Raw genomic sequence first — 19,948 nt, forward strand, 5'->3', positions numbered from 1 at the left:
AAACCCGACGCCGGTCGCGCCACGGGCCGCTCGGGCACGCCCTTTTCTGGTGCCCTCCCAATGCACTCGTCCAAAGGCGCACACGTTTGCTCCAGCTCACATATAGTGCGGAGCTCACTTCGAAGAAGCACCCCATGACGGCCCCGCGCGCCAGCGTTGTGCGCGGGCCCGGTACAAGAGGACCACGTTGACCACAGACCCCAACCCCATGCGTTTCGGCAGCGGCCAGGCCGTGCGCCGGCTCGAAGACCAGAGTCTTCTCTCAGGTGCCGGCCGCTACACGGACGATGTGTCCCTGCCGAGCCAGTCCCATCTGGTCTTCCTGCGCTCCCCGTACCCCCACGCGCGCATCGCCGCCATCGACACCTCGGCGGCGCTCGCGCTGCCCGGCGTGCTCGCCGTGATCACCGGTGCCGACCTGGCCGCGGCCGGCGTCAAGCCGATGCCCGGCGCCGCCGGCTTCAAGCGCGCCGACGGCAGCGACAGCGCCAGCCCCGCGCGCCGTGCGATCGCGCACGAACGCGTGCGCTTCGTCGGCGAGGCCGTCGCCGTGGTGGTGGCCGACACCGTGCAGCAGGCGCGCGACGCGGCCGAAGCCGTGATGGTGGAGTACGAGGAGCTGCCGATGGTGGTCGACCTCGCGGCCGCCACCGCCGAAGGCGCGCCGCAGCTGTGCGACGAGGCCGGCGGCAACATCGCGGCCGAGATGCGCCACGGCAGCAGCGAGGCCGCCACGGCCGCCTTCGCCAAGGCCGCCCACGTGGTGGCGCTCGACGTGGTCAACCAGCGCGTGGTGGCGCTGACCATCGAGCCGCGCTCGGTGATCGCCGCGCCCGACGCCGACACCGGCCGCCTCACGATCCGCATGAGCACCCAGATGCCCTCGGGTGTGCGCGACTCGATCTGCGCCGCCATCGGCCTGGCCAAGGACAAGGTCCGCGTGGTGGTCGGCGACGTCGGCGGCGGCTTCGGCATGAAGACCGGCGCCTATCCCGAGGACATCGCGGTGGCCTTCGCGGCGCTGCAGGTGAAGCGCCCCGTGAAGTGGGTGGCCGACCGCAGCGAGGAATTCCTCTCGAGCGCCCACGGCCGCGACATCGAGGCCAAGGCCGAGCTCGCGCTCGACGCCGACGGCCGCATTCTCGCGCTGCGCATCAAGACGCTGGCAAACGTCGGCGCGTACGCCACCGGCACCGGCGTCGCGATCCAGCTGCTGATCGGCCCCTGGGTGCAGACGAGCGTCTACGACATCCAGACCATCGACTTCCATTTCAAGGCGGTGCTCACCAACACCGCGCCCACCGGCGCCTACCGCGGCGCCGGCCGGCCCGAGGCGATCTTCACCATCGAGCGGCTGATGGACGAGGCCGCGCGCCAGACCGGCATCGACCGCATCCAGCTGCGCCGGCGCAACTTCATCCGCCCCGAGCAGATGCCGTACAAGAACCCGATGGCGCAGACCTACGACACCGGCAAGTTCGAGTCGGTGATGGACCAGGCGCTGGGCCTGGCCGACTGGAACGGCTTCGAGGGCCGCGCCGCCGAATCGGCGCGCAACGGCCGCCACCGCGGCCTGGGCATCGCCACTTTTCTCGAATGGACCGGCGGCAACGTGTTCGAGGAGCGCGTCACCGTCTCGGTACAGGCCGACGGCGTGATCGAGGTGTTCTCGGCCGTCAACGCCATGGGGCAGGGCATCGCCACCTCGCTGGCGCAGCTCGCGGTCGATGCCTTCGGCGTGCCGATCGAGAAGGTCCGCGTGGTGCTCGGCGACACCGACCGCGGCGACGGCTTCGGCAGCGCGGGTTCGCGTTCGCTGTTCACCGGCGGCTCGGCGGTGCGCATCGGCGCCGAGCGCACCATCGACAAGGCGCGCGAACTCGCGGCCCAGGAATTCGAGGTGGCGATCGACGACGTGACCTACAGCCGCGGCGCCTTCGCCGTGATCGGCACCGACCTCGAGCTCGACCTGTTCACGCTCGCGGGCAAGCAGCCCGAGCGCGAGATCTTCGTCGACTCCACCAGCACCGTGGCCGGCCCGACCTGGCCCAACGGCTGCCACATCTGCGAGATCGAGATCGATCCGCCCACCGGCGAGATCAGCGTGGTGGCCTACAGCTCGGTCAACGACGTGGGCCGCGTGGTCAACCCGATGATCGTGCGCGGCCAGCTCGAGGGCGGCGCGGTGCAGGGCATCGGCCAGGCGCTCTACGAGCAGGTGGTGTACGACCACGAGACCGGCCAGCCCGTCACCGGCAGCCTGATGGACTACGCGGCGCCGCGCGCCGACATCGTCAGCACCATGTTCCACATGGAGATGGACGAGTCGACGCCCTGCAAGAACAACCCGCTGGGCGTCAAGGGCGTGGGTGAGCTGGGCACCATCGGCGCCACGCCGGCCATCGTCAACGCCGTGGCCGACGCCTTCGCGCGCAACGGCCATGCCGCCCGCGCGCCGCGCCTGCACATGCCGCTGAGCCCCTCGCGCGTGTGGCAGGCGATGCAGACGATCGACTGAGGACCCGCCGCGCGGCCGGTACTGCGGGAGAACCACCATGCTCGTGGTCACCGAACTGCAGACCGAGCCGATCCGGGTCTCGAGCTACCGCTGCGATGCCGGCCCCGATGCCCCGCCTTTCGCCGAGATGCACGAGGGCCACTCGGTCTCGTACGTGCGCAAGGGCAGCTTCGGCTGTCGCACGCGTGGCCATGCCTACGAACTCGTGGCCGGCTCGGTGCTCGTCGGCGCGCCGGGCGACGAATACGTCTGCACCCACGACCACCACCTCTGCGGCGACGAGTGCCTGGCCTTCCATCTCTCGCCGGGCTTCGTCGAGCTGATCGGCGGCGGGCGCGGTACCTGGCAGGCCGGCGGCCTGCCGCCGCTGCCCGGGCTGATGGTGCTCGGCGAGCTCGCGCAGGCCGCGGTCGAGGGCCGCAGCGACCTCGGCGTCGACGAGGTCGGCATGTGCTTCGCCCATCGCTTCGTCGATCTGGTAGAGGGGCGCGAGGCGCCGCGGCCTGGCGCCGCCCCCGCGCGCGACCGGCGCCGCGCCGTCGACGCCGCGATGTGGATCGCCGAGGGTTCGCACGAGGACATCGGCCTCGAACGGGCCGCGGCCGAGGCCGGGCTCAGCGCCTTCCATTTCCTGCGGCTGTTCTCCCAGGTGCTGGGCGTGACGCCGCATCAGTACCTCGTGCGCTCGCGCCTGCGCCATGCGGCGCGCCTGCTCGCCGACGGCGACCGGCCCGTGACCGAGATCGCGCTCGACGTGGGCTTTGCCGACCTCAGCAATTTCGTGCGCACCTTCCGGCGCGCCGCCGGCGTCTCGCCGGGCGACTTCCGCCGTGCCGCGCGCGGCGACCGCAAGATTCTCCAAGACCGCCTCGCGGCCTTGCTCGACGATGAGCGCCTGATCCATTCATCGACCAGGAAGCCATCGTCATGCACCACGCCATCGAACTGACAGCCCCGGCCCGCGCAGGTCGCCATCCCTGAGCGCGAAGGAGCCCGCCATGGCCACCATCCACCGGGAATTCGAACTCGCCGCGAGCGCGGCGCAGGTCTGGGACGCGCTGCGCGATTTCCGCGCCGTGCACCAGCGGCTCGCGCCGGGCTTCCTCACGGGCTGTCGCATCGACGAGGAGGGCGCGCGCATCCTCGACTTCTCCAACGGCAGCGTGGCGCGCGAGCTGCCGGTGTCGATCGACGAATCGCTGCGCCGCATCGCCTACACCGTCACCGGCAGCCGCATGCGGCATCACCATGCGTCGGCGCAGGTGTTCGACGCGGGCGAAGGGCGCTCGCGTTTCGTCTGGATCACCGACGTGCTGCCCGACGAGCTCGCGCCCGACATCGCCGGCATGATGGACGAGGGCGCGGCCGCGATGAAGAAGAAGCTCGAGGCCGAGGCTCAGAAGTCCTCGAGCGGCAGACCGACGTAGTTCTCGGCCAGCGAGGTCGAGGCCGCGTGCGAATGCACGAGGTAGTCGAGCTCGGCCTCCTGGATCTTCTGGCCGAAGGCGCCGGTCTCGGGGAAGCGGTGCATCAGCGAGGTGAACCACCACGAGAAGCGCTCGGCCTTCCAGACCCGGCGCAGGCACAGGTCGGAATAGCGGTCGAGCGCCGAGGCCGAGCGCTCGCGGTAGAAGATCTCGAAGGCGCGCGACAGGTAGCCCACGTCGGCCGTTGCGAGGTTCAGCCCCTTGGCACCGGTCGGCGGCACGATGTGCGCCGCGTCGCCGGCCAGGAACAGCGAACCGAAGCGCATCGGCTCGGCCACGAAGCTGCGCAGCGGCGCGATGCTCTTCTCGAGCGAAGGCCCGGTCACCAGCCGCTCGCGCGCTTCCGGATCGAGCCGCGCGCGCAGCTCGTTCCAGAAGGCCTCGTCGCTCCAGTTCTCCACCCGTTCCTCGGTCGGCACCTGCACGTAGTAGCGGCTGCGCGTGGCGCTGCGCATGCTGCACAGCGCGAAGCCGCGCTCGGTGTTGGCGTAGATCAGCTCGTGCGACACCGGCGGCACGTCGGCCAGCACGCCGAGCCAGCCGAAGGGGTAGACCTTTTCGTAGGTCTGGATCGCATCGGCCGGCACGCTCGCGCGGCTCACGCCGTGGTAGCCGTCGCAGCCGGCGATGAAGTCGCATTCGATCTCGTGCGTCTGGCCGTCCTTCTCGTAGCGCACGCGCGGCGAGCGCGAGTCGAAGTCGTGCAGGCTCACGTTGGCGGCGCTGTAAATGGTGGTCAGGCCCTCGGCCGCGCGCGCTTCCATCAGGTCGCGTGTCACCTCGGTCTGGCCGTACACCGTGACCTGCTTGCCGCCCGTGAGCCCGTGCATGTCGATGCGGTGGCGCGCGCCCTTGAACAGCAGTTCGATGCCCCCGTGCGGCAGGCCCTCGGCCTTGGCGCGGGCGTCGACGCCGGCACGTTCCAGCAGGTCCATCGTGACCTGCTCGAGCACGCCCGCGCGGATGCGCCCGAGCACGTAGTCGCCGCTCTGGCGTTCGACGATGACGTTGTCGATGCCGGCCTTGAACAGAAGCTGGCCGAGCAGAAGGCCGGCCGGGCCGGCGCCGATGATCGCTACCTGGGTGCGCATGTCGATGTCTCCGAGAAGTTGCGCGAAGCGTAGGCCGCGCGCGCCGCCCTGGCACGCCGGCCGATGCGGCTGTGTGCGATCATGCGAATGGCTGCGCGATGATCGCGCAACTTCCCGCTTCGCCCCACTCATGACCATCGCCAGAGCCGACTTCATCGAGGGCATCGCCAAGGGAATGGCGGTGCTCGAAAGCTTCGACACCGAGCGCCAGCGCCTCAACGCCACCCTGGCGGCCGAGCGCGCCGGCCTCACGCGCGCCGCGGCGCGCCGGCATCTGCTGACCCTTGCGCACCTGGGCTACCTCGAGACCGACGGCAGCTATTTCTGGATGGCACCGAAGGTGCTGCGCTTCTCGGGCAGCTACCTGGCCTCGTCGCGCCTGCCGCGCGCGTTGCAGCCCACCCTGAACCGGCTCGCGGCGCAGACCGGCGAATCCTTCTCGGCCGTGGTGCTCGACGGCGAGGAGGTGGTGATCGTGGCGCGCAGCGGCAGCTACGGCACGCCCACGCGCGTGCTGGCCTACGGCCTGCACCTGGGCGCGCGGCTGCCGGCCCATGCCACCTCCACGGGCCGCGTGCTGCTGGCCGCGCTGCCGCCGGTCGAGTTCACGCGCTGGCTCACGGGCCGCCATCTCGCGCGCCTCACGCCGCAGACCACCACCCAGGCGCGCGCGCTGCGCCAGCTGGTGACGCGCGCGCGAAAAGAAGACCACTGCTTCGCGAGCGAGGAGCACGAGCTCGGCGTGCAGGCGCTGGCCGTGCCGCTGCGCGACATGCAGGGCCACACGGTGGCCGCGCTCAACGTGGTGCTGTCGGGCGCGCGCTACCAGGAGGAGGCGGTGCGGCGCGACATGCTGCCGCTGCTGTTCGAGGCCGCGCGCGAGGTGCGCGCGCTGCTTTGAACTTCGCCCGATTCGGCCGCCTCGAACCTCGAAACCAGAACTCCAGGAACCCGCCATGCGACTGCTGCTCCTCGAAGACGACGTGATGATCGGCGAAGCCGTGCTCGACCTGCTGCGGGCCGAGCAGTACGCGGTCGACTGGGTCAAGGACGGCGACAGTGCCGAGTCGGCACTGCGCACCCAGGACTACGACCTGGTCCTGCTCGACCTCGGCGTGCCGCGCCGCGACGGCCTCGAAGTGCTGCGCAACCTGCGCGCGCGCAAGCAGCGCATGCCGGTGTTGATCGCCACCGCGCGCGATTCGATCCAGCAGCGCATCGAGGGCCTGGACGCCGGCGCCGACGACTACGTGCTCAAGCCCTACGACCTCGACGAGCTGCTGGCGCGCATTCGCGCGCTGCTGCGCCGCGCGGCCGGGCGCGCCGAGCCGGTCTACGAGCACATGGGCGTGAGCATCAATCCCGCCACCCGCGAGGTCAGCGTGGCCGGCCAGCCGGTGGTGCTGTCGGCGCGCGAATGGGCCGTGCTCGAGCCGCTGCTGGCGCGGCCCGGCATGGTGCTCTCGCGCGCGCAGCTCGAGGAGAAGCTCTACAGCTGGAAGGACGAGATCAGCAGCAACGCGGTCGAGGTCTACGTGCACGGCCTGCGCAAGAAGCTCGGCGCGGAGCTGATCCGCAACGTGCGCGGCGTCGGCTACATGGTGCCGAAGGCGTGAGCGGCGTGAGGGGTGTGATGGGCCTGGCCGCGCGCATGACCGGCTCGCTGCGCGCGCGCCTGCTGTGGTTCCTGCTCGCGGCCATCGTGCTGGCGGCCGGCGCGCAGGCGCTGGTGGCCTACCGCACGGTGCTCAAGGAGGCCGACGACATCTTCGACTACCACATGCAGCAGATGGCGCTGTCGCTGCGCGCGGGCCTGCCGCCGAGCGCGGCGGTGGGCGGCCTCGGCGGTGCCGAGCAGAACTTCGATTTCGTGGTGCAGGTCTGGACCGCCGACGGCGTGCGCATCTTCGAATCGGCCGACCAGGCCGCGCTGCCGCAGCTCGCGGTGCTGGGCTTCGCCGACGTGCGCGCGCGCGGCACCACCTACCGCGTGTTCTCGATGCAGACGCGCGCTCTGGTGATCCAGGTGGCGCAGGACATGGCGGCGCGCCAGCACATGGCCGGCACCCTGGCGCTGCGCACCGTCGCGCCGGTGGCGCTGATGGCGCCGCTCTTAATGCTGGTCGTGTGGTGGGTGGTGAGCCGCTCGCTCGCGCCGGTGGCGCGCGTGCGCACCCAGGTGGCTTCGCGCCAGGCCGACGATCTCTCGCCCGTGAGCGAGGAGAAGCTGCCCGACGAGGTGCGCCCGCTGGTGCAGGAGCTCAACCTGCTGTTCGATCGCGTGCGGCAGGCCTTCGAGGCACAGAAGCACTTCGTGGCAGACGCCGCGCACGAGCTGCGTTCGCCGCTGGCCGCGCTCAAGCTGCAGGTGCAGGGCCTGCAGCGCGCCACCGACGACGGCGCGCGCGAGCTCGCCATCGGCCGATTGGTGGCGGGCATCGACCGCGCGACGCGGCTGGTCGAGCAGATGCTCGCGCTCGCGCGCCACGAGGCCAGCATGGCCGCGGGCGCGCCGCCCGAGCCGGTGGCGCTCGCGGAGGTGGCGCGGCTTGCGGTGTCGGACGCGGTGGCCGCGGCGCAGGCGCGGCGCATCGACATCGGCATCGCGCGGGCCGACGAGGGCGCCGCGGTGAAGGGCCAGCCCGAGGCGCTGCGCATGCTGCTGCGCAACCTGCTCGAGAACGCCGTGAAGTACACGCCCGAGGATGGCCGCGTCGACATCGCGATCGTGCGGCAGGGCGAGGGCCAGGGCGAGGCGGTCGAGCTCAGCGTCGACGACAGCGGCCCGGGCCTGCCGCCCGCCGAGCGCGAGCGCGTGCTCGACCGCTTCTACCGCTCGGGCGAGCCGCAGGCGCCGGGCAGCGGGCTCGGCCTCTCGATCGTCAAGTCGATCGCCGAGCTGCATGGCGCGAGCGTGGCGCTCGCTGCCTCGCCGAGCCTGGGCGGGCTGCGGGTGGTGGTGCGCTTTCCGACGAAGACCTGAAGAGAACAGCCGGACGCAGAGGACGCGAAGGTTTCGCGAAGAGCGCGAACGGAACTCAAAAAAAGTTTGGCTGTTCTTTTGCGTCCTTCGCGCCATCTTCGCGTCCTCTGCGTCCGGCTCTTCGATCCCGCATTTAAGCGGCGCTTAAGCGAGCGCAACGACATTCCTTCCATCGCATCAGCGTCACGACGCAATGAAAGGAACCGATCCATGAACACCCGACTGACTTCGCCCCGTGCCTTGGTCCTGGCCCTGGCCACCGCGGGCGTGATCGGCGCCGTCGGCGCCGGCGCCTATACCAGCGCGCGCGCCGTGGGCACGCCCACCAATGCCACCGCGACCGCGCCGGCCGCGATGGTCACGCTGCCCGACTTCTCGACCATCACCGCGCGCGACGGCGCGGCCGTGGTCAACATCAGCGTGACCGGCACCATGAAGGCCTCGGACGACGAGGAGACCGCGCAGATCCAGGGCATCGATCCCGACGATCCGATGTTCCAGTTCTTCCGGCGCTTTCAGGGCCAGATCAACCCGCGCGGCCAGCAGCAGCAGCGCGACGTGCCGGTGCGCGCCCAGGGCTCGGGCTTCATCGTCGACGCCAACGGCATCATCCTGACCAACGCCCACGTGGTGAAGGACGCGAAGGAGGTCACCGTCAAGCTCACCGACCGCCGCGAGTACCGCGCCAAGGTGCTGGGCGCCGATGCCAAGACCGACATCGCGGTGCTCAAGATCGACGCCAAGAACCTGCCGGTGCTCGCGCTGGGCAACACCAAGGACCTGAAGGTCGGCGAATGGGTGCTGGCCATCGGCTCGCCCTTCGGCTTCGAGAACACCGTGACGGCCGGCGTGGTCAGCGCCAAGGGCCGCACGCTGCCCGACGACAGCTACGTGCCCTTCATCCAGACCGACGTGGCGGTGAACCCCGGCAACTCGGGCGGCCCGCTGCTCAACACGCGCGGCGAGGTGGTCGGCATCAACTCGCAGATCTACAGCCGCAGCGGCGGCTACCAGGGCGTGTCGTTCTCGATCCCGATCGACGTGGCGGTGCAGGTCAAGGACCAGATCGTCGCCACCGGCAAGGCGGTGCACGGCCGCCTCGGCGTGGCGGTGCAGGAAGTGAACCAGGCCTTCGCCGATTCCTTCAAGCTCGACAAGCCCGAGGGCGCGCTGGTCTCGAACATCGAGAAGGGCGGCCCCGGCGACAAGGCGGGCCTGAAGGCCGGCGACGTGATCCGCAAGGTCGGCGACCAGCCCATCGTGTCCTCGGGCGACCTGCCCGCGGTGATCGGCCAGCAGGCGCCCGGCACCAAGGTCACGCTCGAGGTGTGGCGCCAGGGCGAGCGCCAGGAGCTGACGGCGAAGCTCGGCGATGCCAGCGACAAGCCGGCCCAGGTCGCGAAGGCCGACAAGGCCACCGGCCAGGGCAAGCTGGGCCTGGCACTGCGTCCGCTGCAGCCCGACGAGAAGCGCGAGGCCGCGGTGGAGACCGGCCTCTTGATCGAGGACGCGGCCGGCCCGTCGGCGATGGCCGGCGTGCAGGCCGGCGACGTGCTGCTGGCGATCAACGGCACGCCCGCCAAGACGGTGGAGCAGGTGCGCGAGGTGGTCGCGAAGGCCGACAAGTCGGTGGCGCTGCTGATTCAGCGCGGCGACGACAAGATCTTCGTGCCGGTGCGCATCGGCTGACAGCCCCGGGCCGGACCCCGACGCGCGACGACCGATGAAGCCGCCGCACCGACGGTCTTCGGCCCCGCGGGCCGAACGCCTCGACCCTGCCGACAGCGCCGCCAACGGGCTGTCGGCCCACATCCTGCCGACCTCCGCCACCATGATCGGCGTGTGCATGACCGTGATGTCCATCGGGCACCTCGGTCCACGCGACGATCTGCGGCTGGTGATCGATCGGCTGCTCGCGGTCGACGCGCTGGTCTTCCTGGCCAGCGCGTTGCTGTCGTTCATCTCGATGCGCATGCGGCGCTCGGGCGCGCGGCTCGAGGCCTGGGGCGAGGTGGTGTTCATCGCGGGCCTGGCGCTGCTGGCGCTCGGCGCCGTGGCGCTGACCTTCGCCTTGCGCTGAGCCCGGCGCCCGCGTTCAGTGCTGCGGGCAATCGATCGCGCCCGGCCACTCGAGCGTGATGCGCGTGCCGCCGGCGGCGTTCTCCTCCTGCTCGACCGCCGCGATCTCCAGCCGCGCGCCGATGCTCAGTGCGCGTGCCCGCATGTTCGCGATGCCATGTCCCGTCGTCTTCGGCGCGGTGCCCGCGGGCCGCAGACCGACGCCGTCGTCTGTCAGCACGATGTGCACGCGCGGCGGCTGCGCGTCGGCCTGCCAGCGCGCATGCAGCACGATGCGCGTGGCGCGCGCATGCTTGAGCACGTTGGTGAAGGCCTCGAGCAGGATGCGCTGCAGTTGCAGCGCGGCCTGGGCCGAGAACGGCGCCACCGGCGGGATCACGCCCACGTCCCACACCAGCGCGATGCCGGCCGCGTCCAGCCGCGGCTGCAGCCGGTAGCGCAGGGTGGCGAGCACGGTGGCGAGGTCGTCGTGCGTGGGCTGCAGCGAGTCGACCGCCATGCGCATCTCGTCGAGCGCGAGCTTCACGTGCTCCTCGACCACCGCGCGGTCGGGCGCGGGCTGGGTCACGACGTTGAGCAGGCCCACGAGCTGCGAGCCGACGCCGTCGTGGATCTCGCGCATGATGCGCTGCCGCTCGAGCAGCACGGCCTGTTCCTGCTGCTGCAGCCGCAGCGCGTCGAAGGCCACGCGCAGCTGTCCCTCGCGCTCGGCCACGCGTTCGGCCAGCGTGGCGTTGAGCGCGCCGTAATCGGCCACGGTGCGGCTGTAGCGGTCGACCACCAGGCCCGCGAGGATCAGCACGAAGAAGAACATGGCGCGCGGCGTCTGCGAGATGTCGGAGCCGCCGAACAAGCCCATGCGCACCAGCAGCAGGTCGTGCATGCCCGCGAGGATGGCGAGCACGCCCGCCAGCAGCAGCACCATGGCGATCGTGCGGCGCTCGACCCAGGCGCTGCGCGCCACCACCGGCAGGCAGGCCACGCCCGTGAGGTTCAGCAGCACCAGGCCGGCGGTCCACAGCGCCGGCCAGGCCAGCACGAAGGAGGCGATGGCGCTCGCGACGGCGATGCCCATCGCCGCATAGAGCGCGCGCACCAGCCCCGCCGAGCCGCGCTGCAGCACCAGCAGCACGAAGCGCGTGATGAGCCCGATGTGCAGCGCATAGCAGACCGCGATCACCACGCCCCAGAGCGGCCAGGGCAGGTTCATGTCGGGCCGCACCCGGTCGATGTTGTGCGGCAGGCCCGACAGCGCGGCGAGCGCGAAGCAGCCATAGAGCGCATGGCGCTGGCGCAGCCAGAGCGCGCCCGACAGGCAGCCCATCAGCGCGAGGATGGCCGCATTGACGATCACCGAGGTGTGGCGCCAGCGCTGGTAGGCGCGGTAGCGCGGCAGCAGCTCGCGCTCGGTGCCGTACTGCAGCGTGGCCAGCGCCGCGCCGCGCTGGCGTTGCATGGTGGTGCGGATCACCAGCTCCTGCGCGGCGCCGGTGCGCTGCAGCGACACGGCCACCGGCACGAACGGCGTGCCCTTGGTGTCGTAGGACGGATCGCCCAGCGTGCCGAAGCCCGCGAGCGGCGTGCCGTTGAACTCGATCGCGACCTGGTTGCCCACGCCCGCGAACAGCAGCGCGGCCGGCTCGCTCGCGGGCGCCGTCGCCGCGGGCAGGGCGATGCGGTAGGTGGCCTTGCCGCCACGACCCGGGAAGGCATGGTCCCAGCGGAACGGCAGCTCCACCCGGCGCTCCTCGGCGGGCAGGCCGTCGGGCTCGAGGCGGGCCTCGGCGCTGGTGACGGTGTAGGGGGAGGCGGTGCCGCTGGCGGCGGCCGGGCCGGCGATCAGCAGCAGCGCGGCGACCAGGGCGAACAGGAAGCGCAGATCGGAAGAAGAGGCAGTGGCGGCGGAAGCCCGCTCAGGGCAGCCAGCCCAGGTTGCGCGCCTCGAGCACGGCTTCGGACTTGTTATGGACATCCAGCTTGCCGTAGATATTGCGAATATGGGTTTGAACGGTCGAAGCCGAGACTCCCATCTGCGCGCCGACCTCGGCATAGGTGAAACCACGGGAAACGAGGTCCAGCACCTCCGATTCGCGCGGCGACAACCGCACGGGCGGCGTGCGCGGGAGCGCCGAGGATGCCATGGCCGAGCCGATCGTGCCCTGGGCCAGCCCGACCAGTGCGCTGGCGCCGGCAGGCAGGGGCGCATCGCTGCGCGCCTGCCAGCGTCGCAGCAGTTGCCGCGCGATCACCGGCGACATCGGCGAGCCGCCCGCGCGCAGGTGGCGGATGTGGGCCGCGAGCTCGCTCTCGGTGCCGTCCTTGAGCAGGTAGCCGCTGGCGCCGGCCTCGAAGGCGCGCAGCATGTTGGCCTCGTCGCCGAAGATCGACAGCACCATCACCGCGCAGGCCGGCTGCATGCTGCGGCAGCGGTCGATGACCTGCAGGCCCGGCAGGTCGGGCAGCCCCAGGTCGACCAGCAGCACGTCGACCGGGTTGTCCTCGAGCCAGGCGAGCAGCTCGGTCGCGGTCGAGGCGCAATGGGCCAGGGTCAGCGAGGGATCGGCATCGACCACGCGGGCCAGGCGTTCGCGCATGCCGGTGTCGTCCTCGACCAGCGCGACCTGCGTGGTCGAGAGAAGGGGGGCGGCTGCGGTGTCGATGGCCATGGCGCGGGGCTGCGGTCCTCGGGTGGGTGGAGTCCGCAGCGTAGGGGCCGGCACGCGCCGTGCCCATCCTATATACGTGGGAGGGGCGGACCGCGCGCTCAGTGGCCCGACATGCGCGCCAGCCGCGACGCCACGCGCTGCAGGTGGGCGCCGAGCTCGGGCGGCGACTCGACCTCGAAGTCGTGCCCCAGGCAGCCGAGCCAGACCGCCAGCGCATCGAGCGAATTGGCCGCGGTCTGGATGCGCGTGCGGTCGGGCGCGACCGCCTCGGGCACGCCGCCGACCCACGACAGTTGCCCGTCGAGCGCGGCCACGGGCGCATGCACCAGCACGCGCGCATGGTGCAGGTAGGGCGAGATCTGCAGCGCGTGCTGCATGTAGGCCGCGATGTCGCCGTGCGGCAGCCGCCGCGGCGTGAAGTGCGCGCCGGTGGGCTCGGGATCGACGATGCGGTCGAGCCGGAAGGTGCGCCAGTCCTCGCGGTCCGTGTCCCAGGCCAGCAGGTACCAGCGCTGGCCGGTCTGCACCACGCGGTGCGGCTCCACGCGGCGGCTGCTGACGACCTCGTGGTGGTCGCGGTAGCCGAAGCGCAGCAGCGCGCGGTCGGCGCAGGCCTCGGCGAACAGCGACACCGCCTTGAGCCGGATGTCCGAGCGTTTCTGCAGCACCGGCACCACCGTCGCGCGCAGCTTGTCGAGCCGGCGGCGCAGCCGCGGCGGCATCAGTTGCTCGAGCTTGGCCAGCGCGCGCATCGAGGCGTTCTCGATGTCGTTGCCGCCGTCGCTGGCGGCCGGGCCCACGCCCAGGCCGACCGCCACCGCGATCGCTTCCTCGTCCTCGAGCAGCAGCGGCGGCAGGCTGGTGCCCGCGCCGAGCCGGTAGCCGCCGGCCACGCCCGAGGTGGAGTCGACCGTGTAGCCGAGGCTGCGCAGCCGGTCGACGTCGCGGCGCAGGGTGCGTTCGGTGATCTCGAGGCGGCGCGCGAGCTCGGCGCCGGTCCAGGCGCGCTGGGCCTGGAACAGCGACAACAGGCGGATGAGGCGGGCGGAGGCGGACAGCATGGACGCGATGATGCCTGCGATCGAGGACAGGATCTGTCCGCAATGGACCTTAGTCTTCGGGCCTTCCAACACCCCAGACTCCAGGAGAAAACCCCATGCTCAAGACCTACAACGGCAGCTGCCACTGCGGCAAGGTTCGCTTCCAGGCCGACATCGATCTCGCGGCCGGCACCGGCCGCTGCAACTGCTCGATCTGCGCCAAGGCGCGCAACTGGGGGGCGATCGTGCGGCCCGAGGCCTTCCGCATGGTCAGTGGCGAGGACGAGCTGTCGACCTACCAGTTCGGCTCGTACAGCACGCACCACCTGTTCTGCCGCCATTGCGGCGTGCGGCCCTTCGGCCGCGGCGACGTGACCGAGGTCGGCGGCAAGTACGTCAGCATCAACGTCAGCTGCCTCGACGACGCCACGCCCGACGAGCTGGTGGCCGCGCCCGTGATGTACATGGACGGGCGCAACAACAACTGGTTCAACCCGCCGGCCGAGACGCGGCATCTCTGAAAAGACGGGCGATAAAAAGCCCCGCGGCCTGGCGGCGGCGGGGCTCGCGCGACGCGGTTCGTCGCTCGCCGCGCTTACTTGCGGCGGCGCGTCGGCTGCTCGGCCGGCACGTAGGTCTGCGACGGCGCGGCGCCGCCATCCACGCCGAGACGGCCGCCGCCGCCGAGGCCCTGGCCGCGCACCGTCTGCGCCTTGTAGTTGCGCAGCGAACGGACCATCTGGTTGAAGGCGTCCATGAAGGCCGCCGCGATCACCTTGCCCTGCGGCGTGCGCGTGTAGCCGCCGACGCCGCCGGCCGCGCGGCCGCCGGCGAGGTCGGCGAAGCCCGCGAAGTCGGTCTTCGAGGCGCTGCCTTCCGCGGCCGCGACCTGCACGCCCGAGCGGTTGTCGATCAGCGTCAGCAGCGCCGAGGCTTCCTTGGTCTGCAGGTTCGCGCCCAGGCTCGCGATGGCACGGCCGCGGCCACCGCCGACCAGCCCGCCGATGGCGCCGCCGAGGCCGCCCGCGTCGTTGTTGCTGAACACGATCTCGGGCGACAGGCCGTAGTCGGACGCGACCATCTGGCCGCGACCGAAGTTGCTGCCGCCGCGCATCTCGCCCGACTGCTGCAGCGCGCGCTCGCGCGTCATCGCGTTCATGCCGGCCGCGCCGCGCTCGACCACCACGAAGCAGTTCGATTGCTGCACCAGCAGGCGCAGCAGGTTGGCGGTGGGCGGCAGCTTGTATTCGCCGGTCAGCACGGTGTACCAGCCGGCATTGACGTTCTCGATCAGCGAGACGGTGCCCAGCGGCGAGTCGCAGCGCTCGAGCGCGCTGCTTTCGCCCGAGGTGGCGGCGCCGGCCGCGCTGCCCGTGGCCACGGTCTTGGCCGATTGGCTGCCCATCTGCATGTCCATGGTCTGGCAACCCGAGAGGGCCAGCAGGCCGGCCAGTGCGCTTGCGAGAGAAAGTTTGGAAAAAGCCATGTCCCGATCTATCAAGTGAAACAACACGGCGCCTGCGCGGCAGGCGCCCCTATCGAACAGCCGAAGGTGGGACCGCGTGGCCAATACGAGCTCCCGATTCGATACCGCGTCGCAAGCGACCGCGCGACGATACGGACCGGTCACCCGGCACGCCAGTGTCGAAAGTCATGTGCGCATGCGCGTCCTCCGCGGTGCGGATTCCGGCAGGGCCTGGGATGGAAAACGGCTCCTCGACCTCGGCTCGAACGGGGGCTCTTGGAAGGTGGCCCATCTTCGAAACGCGCCGCCTGCAGCGAGGCACGAACGGCAAGGCCCGAGGGCTTGCGCGATGCGCCGGCTGGCGGAGCGAGGCGCGATTATCCATCGCTAAATCTTTGGAAAAGATGAGCACGGCGATGGTGTTCTCGAGGCCTTCTTCGAGTGAAAACCTTCGTCGTATTTTTGACCTCCAGTTAACATTTCATCGTTGGCGGAGGGTTGTGGCGCGTGATGGAGTTCATGCGGCTCGCAGTCGGCTGGCGTTGTTTTGTTTTTCCTCACTTCCAGAATCAGGAGTTTTCAGATGGCAACCACCAAGAAGAACGTCGTTGGAGAAGCGGCAGCCGAACTCACGCGCCAGCAGGTGCAGCAGGCCCTGGCCATCGCGGGCGCTTCGGAATTCAGCGGCTCGACCGACCCGGCCTTCGTCGGCTCGGTGCTCGTGGCACTGGCCATCAACACCAGCTCGGTCAGCGCGACCATCGACAACGCGAAGACTCGCCGCGACGCGACCGGCGGTGGCGGCCTCACGGCGCATTGATCGGCGCCAGGAAATGAAAAGGCCGGCGAGCGCAATGCTTGCCGGCCGGAGTGGATCGAGTGTCGCGGGATCGGTGCGAGCCCGACGATGCCTGTGTTTGCAAGGCCGCGGCTCAGCGCGCGGCCTGCTTCATCGCATCATTCGCAGCGAAACAGCACGCCGCTCTCGGCCGGTGCCTTGCCGAGCCAGCGCGGGGTCTGGTTCTTGTTGTCGCAGTACAGCTGCGCCTGCGTGTAGGTGGTGGCGCGCAGCACGCCTTCGCGGAACTGCATCACTTCGTTCGGTGGCGTCGAGCAGCCGGCGATGGCCAGCGCGCAGGGGATCGACAGGAGGGCCAGGAGGGAAGGTGCATGCCAGTTCATCGCACGATTCTCCGACATTCCCGTGTCTGCAAGACATGCACCCTCGCGCCCGACGCTTCACCCCTGATTGGCAGCGGCCGCCGCACCCGGGTACAGGTATCTGAAGTAGGGCCCCGAGCTGCCGAACAGGCGCGCCGCGAGCTGCACCGGATCTTCGGCGCTGTGCTTCTCGTAGAGCACCGGTCCCCAGATGATGAAGCCGTCGATGCTGAGCGTGGCGGGCGCGGGCTCGATCGCCTTCCAGGCATGGGCGAATTTCGAGATCCACGAGAGGGCGTCGGTCAGCGCGTAGTTGGGCACGACCACCGGTTGTTCGATGCGGGGCATGGCAGTACTCCTGGGTAGAGAAGACTGTACAAATATACAGTAAACTCCATCCCATGGCAGGCGCGTCGTGCGCCACTTTCCATTCTCCTTGACGGGTTGCCCGTCCCTTTGATGCTTGACTGCAAGAAGGCTTGAGCCCGGTCCGATGCCGGGCTTTTTTTTGCCCGTTATTTGGTAATTTATTTCGATTGGCTTTATGGCTTATTGAAAATCAATGCCAAATAATTAGCAAATTAATAACAAGAAAAATGACTAAGATATTTGCGGCACTTCGAATCCCGAGTGGCTGCCGCTGGCCTGCTCAATGGCTTTCGGCTGCTTTTGCAGGATCCCTGAAGTTTCTTGCCAAGTCATTCAAAAGGGAGTCTTCCAATGAGATTGAAATCGATCGCCGTCACGGGTGTGGCTGCTGCGTGCCTGGCCCTGGCGGCCTGCGGCGGAGGAGGCGGTGGTGGTGGCGGCTTGCCGGTGTTTCCGCTGATGCAGCCGCCCCCGACGCCTCCCGCACCTCCTCCTCCTCCGCCGCCCGGGCCCGCGCCCGCGCCCGAGCCGGAATCCAGCGTGCGGGTGGTGATGTACGAAGCGCTGAAATTGCCAAATTCCGAAGAGAACATGAACGAAATGGTGCGCCAGTTCAATTCGCAGGGCGAGCGGGGCTATCGCTTTGTCGCCTTCGGCGAATACGGCGATGAGGGGAACGTTTCCCTCTATGTGAAGGATTCGAAGACGACCTACAGCTATGAGCAGGTGGTCGCCGCGGACAGCGTCGCGGCGCTGAGGGAGCAGCTGAGGACGCAGGGATTGCGCGGCTACAGGCCGTTGTTCGGCGACGTGGGCCTCTATTACAAGGACAACGCCGCCGCCACGACCTACAGCTACATCGTGACCGAGTGGAGCGCCACGCCCACCGCGGATGCGTTCCTCACCGAGCTCAACGCCAAGGGCGTGAACGGCTACTACCCGCATGCGCTGGAGGCGCGATGGGGCGGGACCAGGATCCGGATCTTCGAGAAGGACGACAGGAGCAACGCCGCCTACGCCTACGCCTTCCTCGACAAAGCCGCCGGTGAAGACAGCACAGCTGCCTTCCTGGCCCAGCTCAACGCGCAAGGTGCCAAGGGGTTCCGTTTGCTCGACAGCCCCACCTTCTCGGACGGAAGGAAGTTCATCTACGAAAAGGATGCGACGCAGTCCGCGAAGTTTTCGTTCTACGAAAAGGCCAGCGACGATTCCTTCGACTTCGCGAAGCTGGTGGTGCGTGCCAACGACGAAGGAAAGAAGGGTGCCAGCCTGGCGGAGGTCCACGGCGAGGGCGAACGTTACTTCACGACCTCGGACTGCAAGGGCCGACTCTGCGATACGCGTCAGTTCTGACGCGGCTTCGCGAGAAGCTCGAGCCCGGCCGGGTGCCGGGCTTTTTTTCGTTCGTCTTCGAAGAAGAACGACGTGCACAAAGGAAAATGCCCCGCTACCTTGTGAGTAGCGGGGCATCCAGTAGCCTTGCGGCTTGTTTTGGCTCCTCGACCTGGGCTCGAACCAGGGACCTACGGATTAACAGTCGGCGGCCCGGACGCGCTGCCGCACCGCGCCAACACTGGAAATTCGTCCAGCGGTTGCCAAATATCTTGAGCGGTCAGAACCCCTGAAATTGCCTACTTATTAAGCAGAATCGAGGGGCAAAACACTGGATATTTGGCATTCTCGACCTCTGCACTTTTCTAGAAATTTTTCCGCGATGGCCTCTAAGTACTTCGACGCACCCGACGCAATGCGGGCTCTGCTGCTGGCGACGGTGGCTAGGCACTATCCGACTTCGGTCGAGATTGAGAAATCGATCAGCTTTTCCATCGAAGGCACTGAGATTTCCGCTGCCGTCACTTTTTTAGCCCCGAACTGGAACGACAACCCTGTGTACCGCTATCGGCCGGCGAAAACAGCAAACAGCGCGCCAAGGTGGTATAGGGAAAGGGATGGGTCTGACTGAGTTGTGCCTCAGCTCATTTCTATCAAGTTGGGTTGCGCGGTCTCCCGCCACCGCTGCTTGATGTAGACCTCGGTGGTGGCCTTACTCTTGTGCCCGCACAGCAACTGGATTCGCTCGATCGGCACGCCGGCGAGCCACATGTCGGTGGCGCCCTTGCCCTTGAGGTCTCGGAAGCCGAAGGACGCCATCGGCTCTTTCTTCCGCGCCTTGCGACGCTCATTGGCCACGGCGATCGAGCGACGCAACATCGAGCTCAGTCCGTCGTAGTCGTAGGCCTCGCCATCCAGGCGATGCACGAGCGGCTGACGGAGCTTCACGATGTTGTCCTCGGTGCCGAGCGCGCGGTCGAGAAGGTCGTTCACGCTCTTCGGCAGCTCGATGACGATGTCGGTCCCGGTCTTGTTCTGGCGGTGCTTCAGCAGGCGCTTGCCACCTTCCTTGACCAGGTTCTCCGAGGTCCAGTAGACGATGTCGCTTTCCGGCCGCTGCAGCGTGCGGTACGCCAGTTCCATCATCAGGCGCTCGCTGGCGCCGGCCACGGCGTAGACCTCCTTGAACTCGTCGTGGGTGACGTAGCGCGTGCGCCTCGTCTCCTTGTTGCGCTGCACGCCGCTCGCGCGCAGGCACGGGTTCACGAGCAGGCCGGGCACCTTGCCCGTGCGGAGCAGCCAGCTGAAGCATGCCGAAAGACATGCCCGTTCCCTGTTGGCAGGCGTCGGGCGGCCGAGCTCGGCCATCGTGATCAGGAAGTCCTGCACCATGGCCGGCGTCACATCGAGCGGGGTGCGCGGCGGCGCGAAGAACGTCCGCAGCGCGCCGCGGGTGCGGGTCTCGGTGGGCGGGACGATGGCGTCTTCGTAGTCGTCGTAGGTCCGCTGTTTGAGGGTACCGCCGTGGACGCGCTTGGCGCAGTGCAGCAGGAACTGGTCGAGCCAGTACACCATGGTCCCGTAGAGGCTTTCCGGGTCGTTGTGGATCCTCGCCTTGCGGTTGGCTTCGTCCTTGTCGGTCCCCAGGCGCTCCCACTTGCCGTTCTGGTGGACGTAGTAGAACGCCCCGTGGTTGAAGTAGACGCGCTGCTCGAGGTCGAGCGCTGATTTGCGGCGGCGGCCCATGTGGGTGTTGA

At 69.1% G+C, this 19,948-nt stretch carries 20 protein-coding genes; 12 read left to right on the forward strand and 8 right to left on the reverse strand.

The annotated features are described in order from the left end of the window. Window positions 1-187: 187 nt before the first annotated feature. The 3 genes from INQ48_13525 to INQ48_13535 are packed head-to-tail and all read left to right on the forward strand — an operon-like array spanning window position 188 to window position 3,945. Entirely contained in the window at window positions 188-2,518 is a 2,331-nt protein-coding gene (locus INQ48_13525) for a xanthine dehydrogenase family protein molybdopterin-binding subunit (GenBank protein QRF60166.1), read from the forward strand. Between the two features lie 37 nt (window positions 2,519-2,555). Next, window positions 2,556-3,467 (forward strand): helix-turn-helix transcriptional regulator, encoded by a 912-nt coding sequence (locus INQ48_13530; protein QRF60167.1) that lies wholly within the window; start codon window positions 2,556-2,558, stop codon window positions 3,465-3,467. A 49-nt stretch (window positions 3,468-3,516) separates the two neighbouring features. Beyond that, the gene (locus tag INQ48_13535; GenBank protein QRF60168.1) at window positions 3,517-3,945 is read left to right on the forward strand and encodes an SRPBCC family protein; all 429 of its coding nucleotides are present in this window, start codon (window positions 3,517-3,519) and stop codon (window positions 3,943-3,945) included. Here INQ48_13535 and pobA read toward each other — a convergent pair. After that, window positions 3,915-5,096 (reverse strand): 4-hydroxybenzoate 3-monooxygenase, encoded by a 1,182-nt coding sequence (gene pobA / locus INQ48_13540; protein QRF60169.1) that lies wholly within the window; start codon window positions 5,094-5,096, stop codon window positions 3,915-3,917. The two genes, INQ48_13535 and pobA, sit on opposite strands and share 31 nt — an antisense overlap. A 130-nt stretch (window positions 5,097-5,226) precedes the next feature. Between pobA and INQ48_13545 the strand changes: the two genes are divergently transcribed. The 5 genes from INQ48_13545 (at window position 5,227) to INQ48_13565 (ending at window position 10,159) form a co-directional block, all read left to right on the forward strand. Beyond that, on the forward strand, window positions 5,227-5,997 hold the full coding sequence (locus INQ48_13545) for a helix-turn-helix domain-containing protein (protein QRF60170.1): 771 nt from the start codon (window positions 5,227-5,229) through the stop codon (window positions 5,995-5,997). 55 nt (window positions 5,998-6,052) lie between these two features. Further along, a complete protein-coding gene (locus tag INQ48_13550) occupies window positions 6,053-6,712 on the forward strand; it encodes a response regulator (protein ID QRF60171.1) in 660 nt (219 codons plus the stop codon). Window positions 6,713-6,735: 23 nt separating this feature from the next. Then, window positions 6,736-8,079, forward strand: coding sequence for a HAMP domain-containing protein (locus tag INQ48_13555; GenBank protein QRF60722.1), 1,344 nt, complete (start codon window positions 6,736-6,738; stop codon window positions 8,077-8,079). Between the two features lie 210 nt (window positions 8,080-8,289). After that, window positions 8,290-9,768 (forward strand): DegQ family serine endoprotease, encoded by a 1,479-nt coding sequence (locus tag INQ48_13560; protein QRF60172.1) that lies wholly within the window; start codon window positions 8,290-8,292, stop codon window positions 9,766-9,768. A gap of 142 nt (window positions 9,769-9,910) precedes the next feature. Next, window positions 9,911-10,159: a hypothetical protein gene (locus tag INQ48_13565; GenBank protein QRF60723.1), complete on the forward strand. Its 249-nt coding sequence runs from the start codon at window positions 9,911-9,913 to the stop codon at window positions 10,157-10,159. A 15-nt stretch (window positions 10,160-10,174) separates the two neighbouring features. On the opposite strand, the gene INQ48_13570 is transcribed toward INQ48_13565, so the two are convergent. From INQ48_13570 to INQ48_13580, 3 genes are all read right to left on the reverse strand, one after another. Beyond that, the gene (locus INQ48_13570) at window positions 10,175-12,130 is read right to left on the reverse strand and encodes a histidine kinase (GenBank protein QRF60173.1); all 1,956 of its coding nucleotides are present in this window, start codon (window positions 12,128-12,130) and stop codon (window positions 10,175-10,177) included. After that, window positions 12,072-12,824, reverse strand: coding sequence for a response regulator transcription factor (locus INQ48_13575; protein QRF60174.1), 753 nt, complete (start codon window positions 12,822-12,824; stop codon window positions 12,072-12,074). Before INQ48_13575 ends, INQ48_13570 begins: the two co-directional genes overlap by 59 nt. A 98-nt stretch (window positions 12,825-12,922) precedes the next feature. Further along, window positions 12,923-13,885 (reverse strand): YafY family transcriptional regulator, encoded by a 963-nt coding sequence (locus INQ48_13580; GenBank protein QRF60175.1) that lies wholly within the window; start codon window positions 13,883-13,885, stop codon window positions 12,923-12,925. Between the two features lie 95 nt (window positions 13,886-13,980). Here INQ48_13580 and INQ48_13585 point away from each other — a divergent pair, with 95 nt between their 5' ends. Beyond that, a complete protein-coding gene (locus INQ48_13585; protein QRF60176.1) occupies window positions 13,981-14,385 on the forward strand; it encodes a GFA family protein in 405 nt (134 codons plus the stop codon). A 74-nt stretch (window positions 14,386-14,459) separates the two neighbouring features. On the opposite strand, the gene INQ48_13590 is transcribed toward INQ48_13585, so the two are convergent. Then, window positions 14,460-15,350, reverse strand: coding sequence for a peptidoglycan-binding protein (locus INQ48_13590; protein ID QRF60177.1), 891 nt, complete (start codon window positions 15,348-15,350; stop codon window positions 14,460-14,462). A 562-nt stretch (window positions 15,351-15,912) separates the two neighbouring features. Here INQ48_13590 and INQ48_13595 point away from each other — a divergent pair. Beyond that, a complete protein-coding gene (locus INQ48_13595; protein ID QRF60178.1) occupies window positions 15,913-16,149 on the forward strand; it encodes a hypothetical protein in 237 nt (78 codons plus the stop codon). A 137-nt stretch (window positions 16,150-16,286) separates the two neighbouring features. Here the strand turns inward: INQ48_13595 and INQ48_13600 are convergent, their stop codons facing one another. Next, a complete protein-coding gene (locus INQ48_13600; protein QRF60179.1) occupies window positions 16,287-16,511 on the reverse strand; it encodes a hypothetical protein in 225 nt (74 codons plus the stop codon). Window positions 16,512-16,568: 57 nt separating this feature from the next. Continuing rightward, a complete protein-coding gene (locus INQ48_13605) occupies window positions 16,569-16,838 on the reverse strand; it encodes a hypothetical protein (GenBank protein ID QRF60180.1) in 270 nt (89 codons plus the stop codon). Between the two features lie 372 nt (window positions 16,839-17,210). Here INQ48_13605 and INQ48_13610 point away from each other — a divergent pair, with 372 nt between their 5' ends. Next, window positions 17,211-18,212 (forward strand): hypothetical protein, encoded by a 1,002-nt coding sequence (locus INQ48_13610; GenBank protein QRF60181.1) that lies wholly within the window; start codon window positions 17,211-17,213, stop codon window positions 18,210-18,212. A gap of 361 nt (window positions 18,213-18,573) precedes the next feature. Continuing rightward, a complete protein-coding gene (locus INQ48_13615) occupies window positions 18,574-18,822 on the forward strand; it encodes a hypothetical protein (protein ID QRF60182.1) in 249 nt (82 codons plus the stop codon). An 8-nt stretch (window positions 18,823-18,830) separates the two neighbouring features. Here INQ48_13615 and INQ48_13620 read toward each other — a convergent pair whose 3' ends face one another. Then, on the reverse strand, window positions 18,831-19,937 hold the full coding sequence (locus tag INQ48_13620; protein ID QRF60183.1) for a tyrosine-type recombinase/integrase: 1,107 nt from the start codon (window positions 19,935-19,937) through the stop codon (window positions 18,831-18,833). Window positions 19,938-19,948 lie beyond the last annotated feature (11 nt).

Source organism: Variovorax paradoxus (genome assembly GCA_016806145.1).
Classification (GTDB): Bacteria; Pseudomonadota; Gammaproteobacteria; order Burkholderiales; family Burkholderiaceae_C; genus Variovorax.

Bases quoted from the DNA above. Each gene is read 5' to 3' on its own strand.
- INQ48_13545 (QRF60170.1), top strand. From the start codon at position 5,227: ATGACCATCGCCAGAGCCGACTTCATCGAGGGCATCGCCAAGGGAATG.
- INQ48_13615 (QRF60182.1), top strand. From the start codon at position 18,574: ATGGCCTCTAAGTACTTCGACGCACCCGACGCAATGCGGGCTCTGCTG.
- INQ48_13560 (QRF60172.1), top strand. From the start codon at position 8,290: ATGAACACCCGACTGACTTCGCCCCGTGCCTTGGTCCTGGCCCTGGCC.
- INQ48_13550 (QRF60171.1), top strand. From the start codon at position 6,053: ATGCGACTGCTGCTCCTCGAAGACGACGTGATGATCGGCGAAGCCGTG.
- INQ48_13530 (QRF60167.1), top strand. From the start codon at position 2,556: ATGCTCGTGGTCACCGAACTGCAGACCGAGCCGATCCGGGTCTCGAGC.
- INQ48_13600 (QRF60179.1), bottom strand. From the start codon at position 16,511: ATGAACTGGCATGCACCTTCCCTCCTGGCCCTCCTGTCGATCCCCTGC.
- INQ48_13585 (QRF60176.1), top strand. From the start codon at position 13,981: ATGCTCAAGACCTACAACGGCAGCTGCCACTGCGGCAAGGTTCGCTTC.
- INQ48_13605 (QRF60180.1), bottom strand. From the start codon at position 16,838: ATGCCCCGCATCGAACAACCGGTGGTCGTGCCCAACTACGCGCTGACC.
- INQ48_13570 (QRF60173.1), bottom strand. From the start codon at position 12,130: ATGTCCATAACAAGTCCGAAGCCGTGCTCGAGGCGCGCAACCTGGGCT.
- INQ48_13595 (QRF60178.1), top strand. From the start codon at position 15,913: ATGGCAACCACCAAGAAGAACGTCGTTGGAGAAGCGGCAGCCGAACTC.
- pobA (QRF60169.1), bottom strand. From the start codon at position 5,096: ATGCGCACCCAGGTAGCGATCATCGGCGCCGGCCCGGCCGGCCTTCTG.
- INQ48_13590 (QRF60177.1), bottom strand. From the start codon at position 15,350: ATGGCTTTTTCCAAACTTTCTCTCGCAAGCGCACTGGCCGGCCTGCTG.
- INQ48_13620 (QRF60183.1), bottom strand. From the start codon at position 19,937: ATGGGCCGCCGCCGCAAATCAGCGCTCGACCTCGAGCAGCGCGTCTAC.
- INQ48_13580 (QRF60175.1), bottom strand. From the start codon at position 13,885: ATGCTGTCCGCCTCCGCCCGCCTCATCCGCCTGTTGTCGCTGTTCCAG.
- INQ48_13610 (QRF60181.1), top strand. From the start codon at position 17,211: ATGAGATTGAAATCGATCGCCGTCACGGGTGTGGCTGCTGCGTGCCTG.
- INQ48_13565 (QRF60723.1), top strand. From the start codon at position 9,911: ATGATCGGCGTGTGCATGACCGTGATGTCCATCGGGCACCTCGGTCCA.
- INQ48_13535 (QRF60168.1), top strand. From the start codon at position 3,517: ATGGCCACCATCCACCGGGAATTCGAACTCGCCGCGAGCGCGGCGCAG.
- INQ48_13575 (QRF60174.1), bottom strand. From the start codon at position 12,824: ATGGCCATCGACACCGCAGCCGCCCCCCTTCTCTCGACCACGCAGGTC.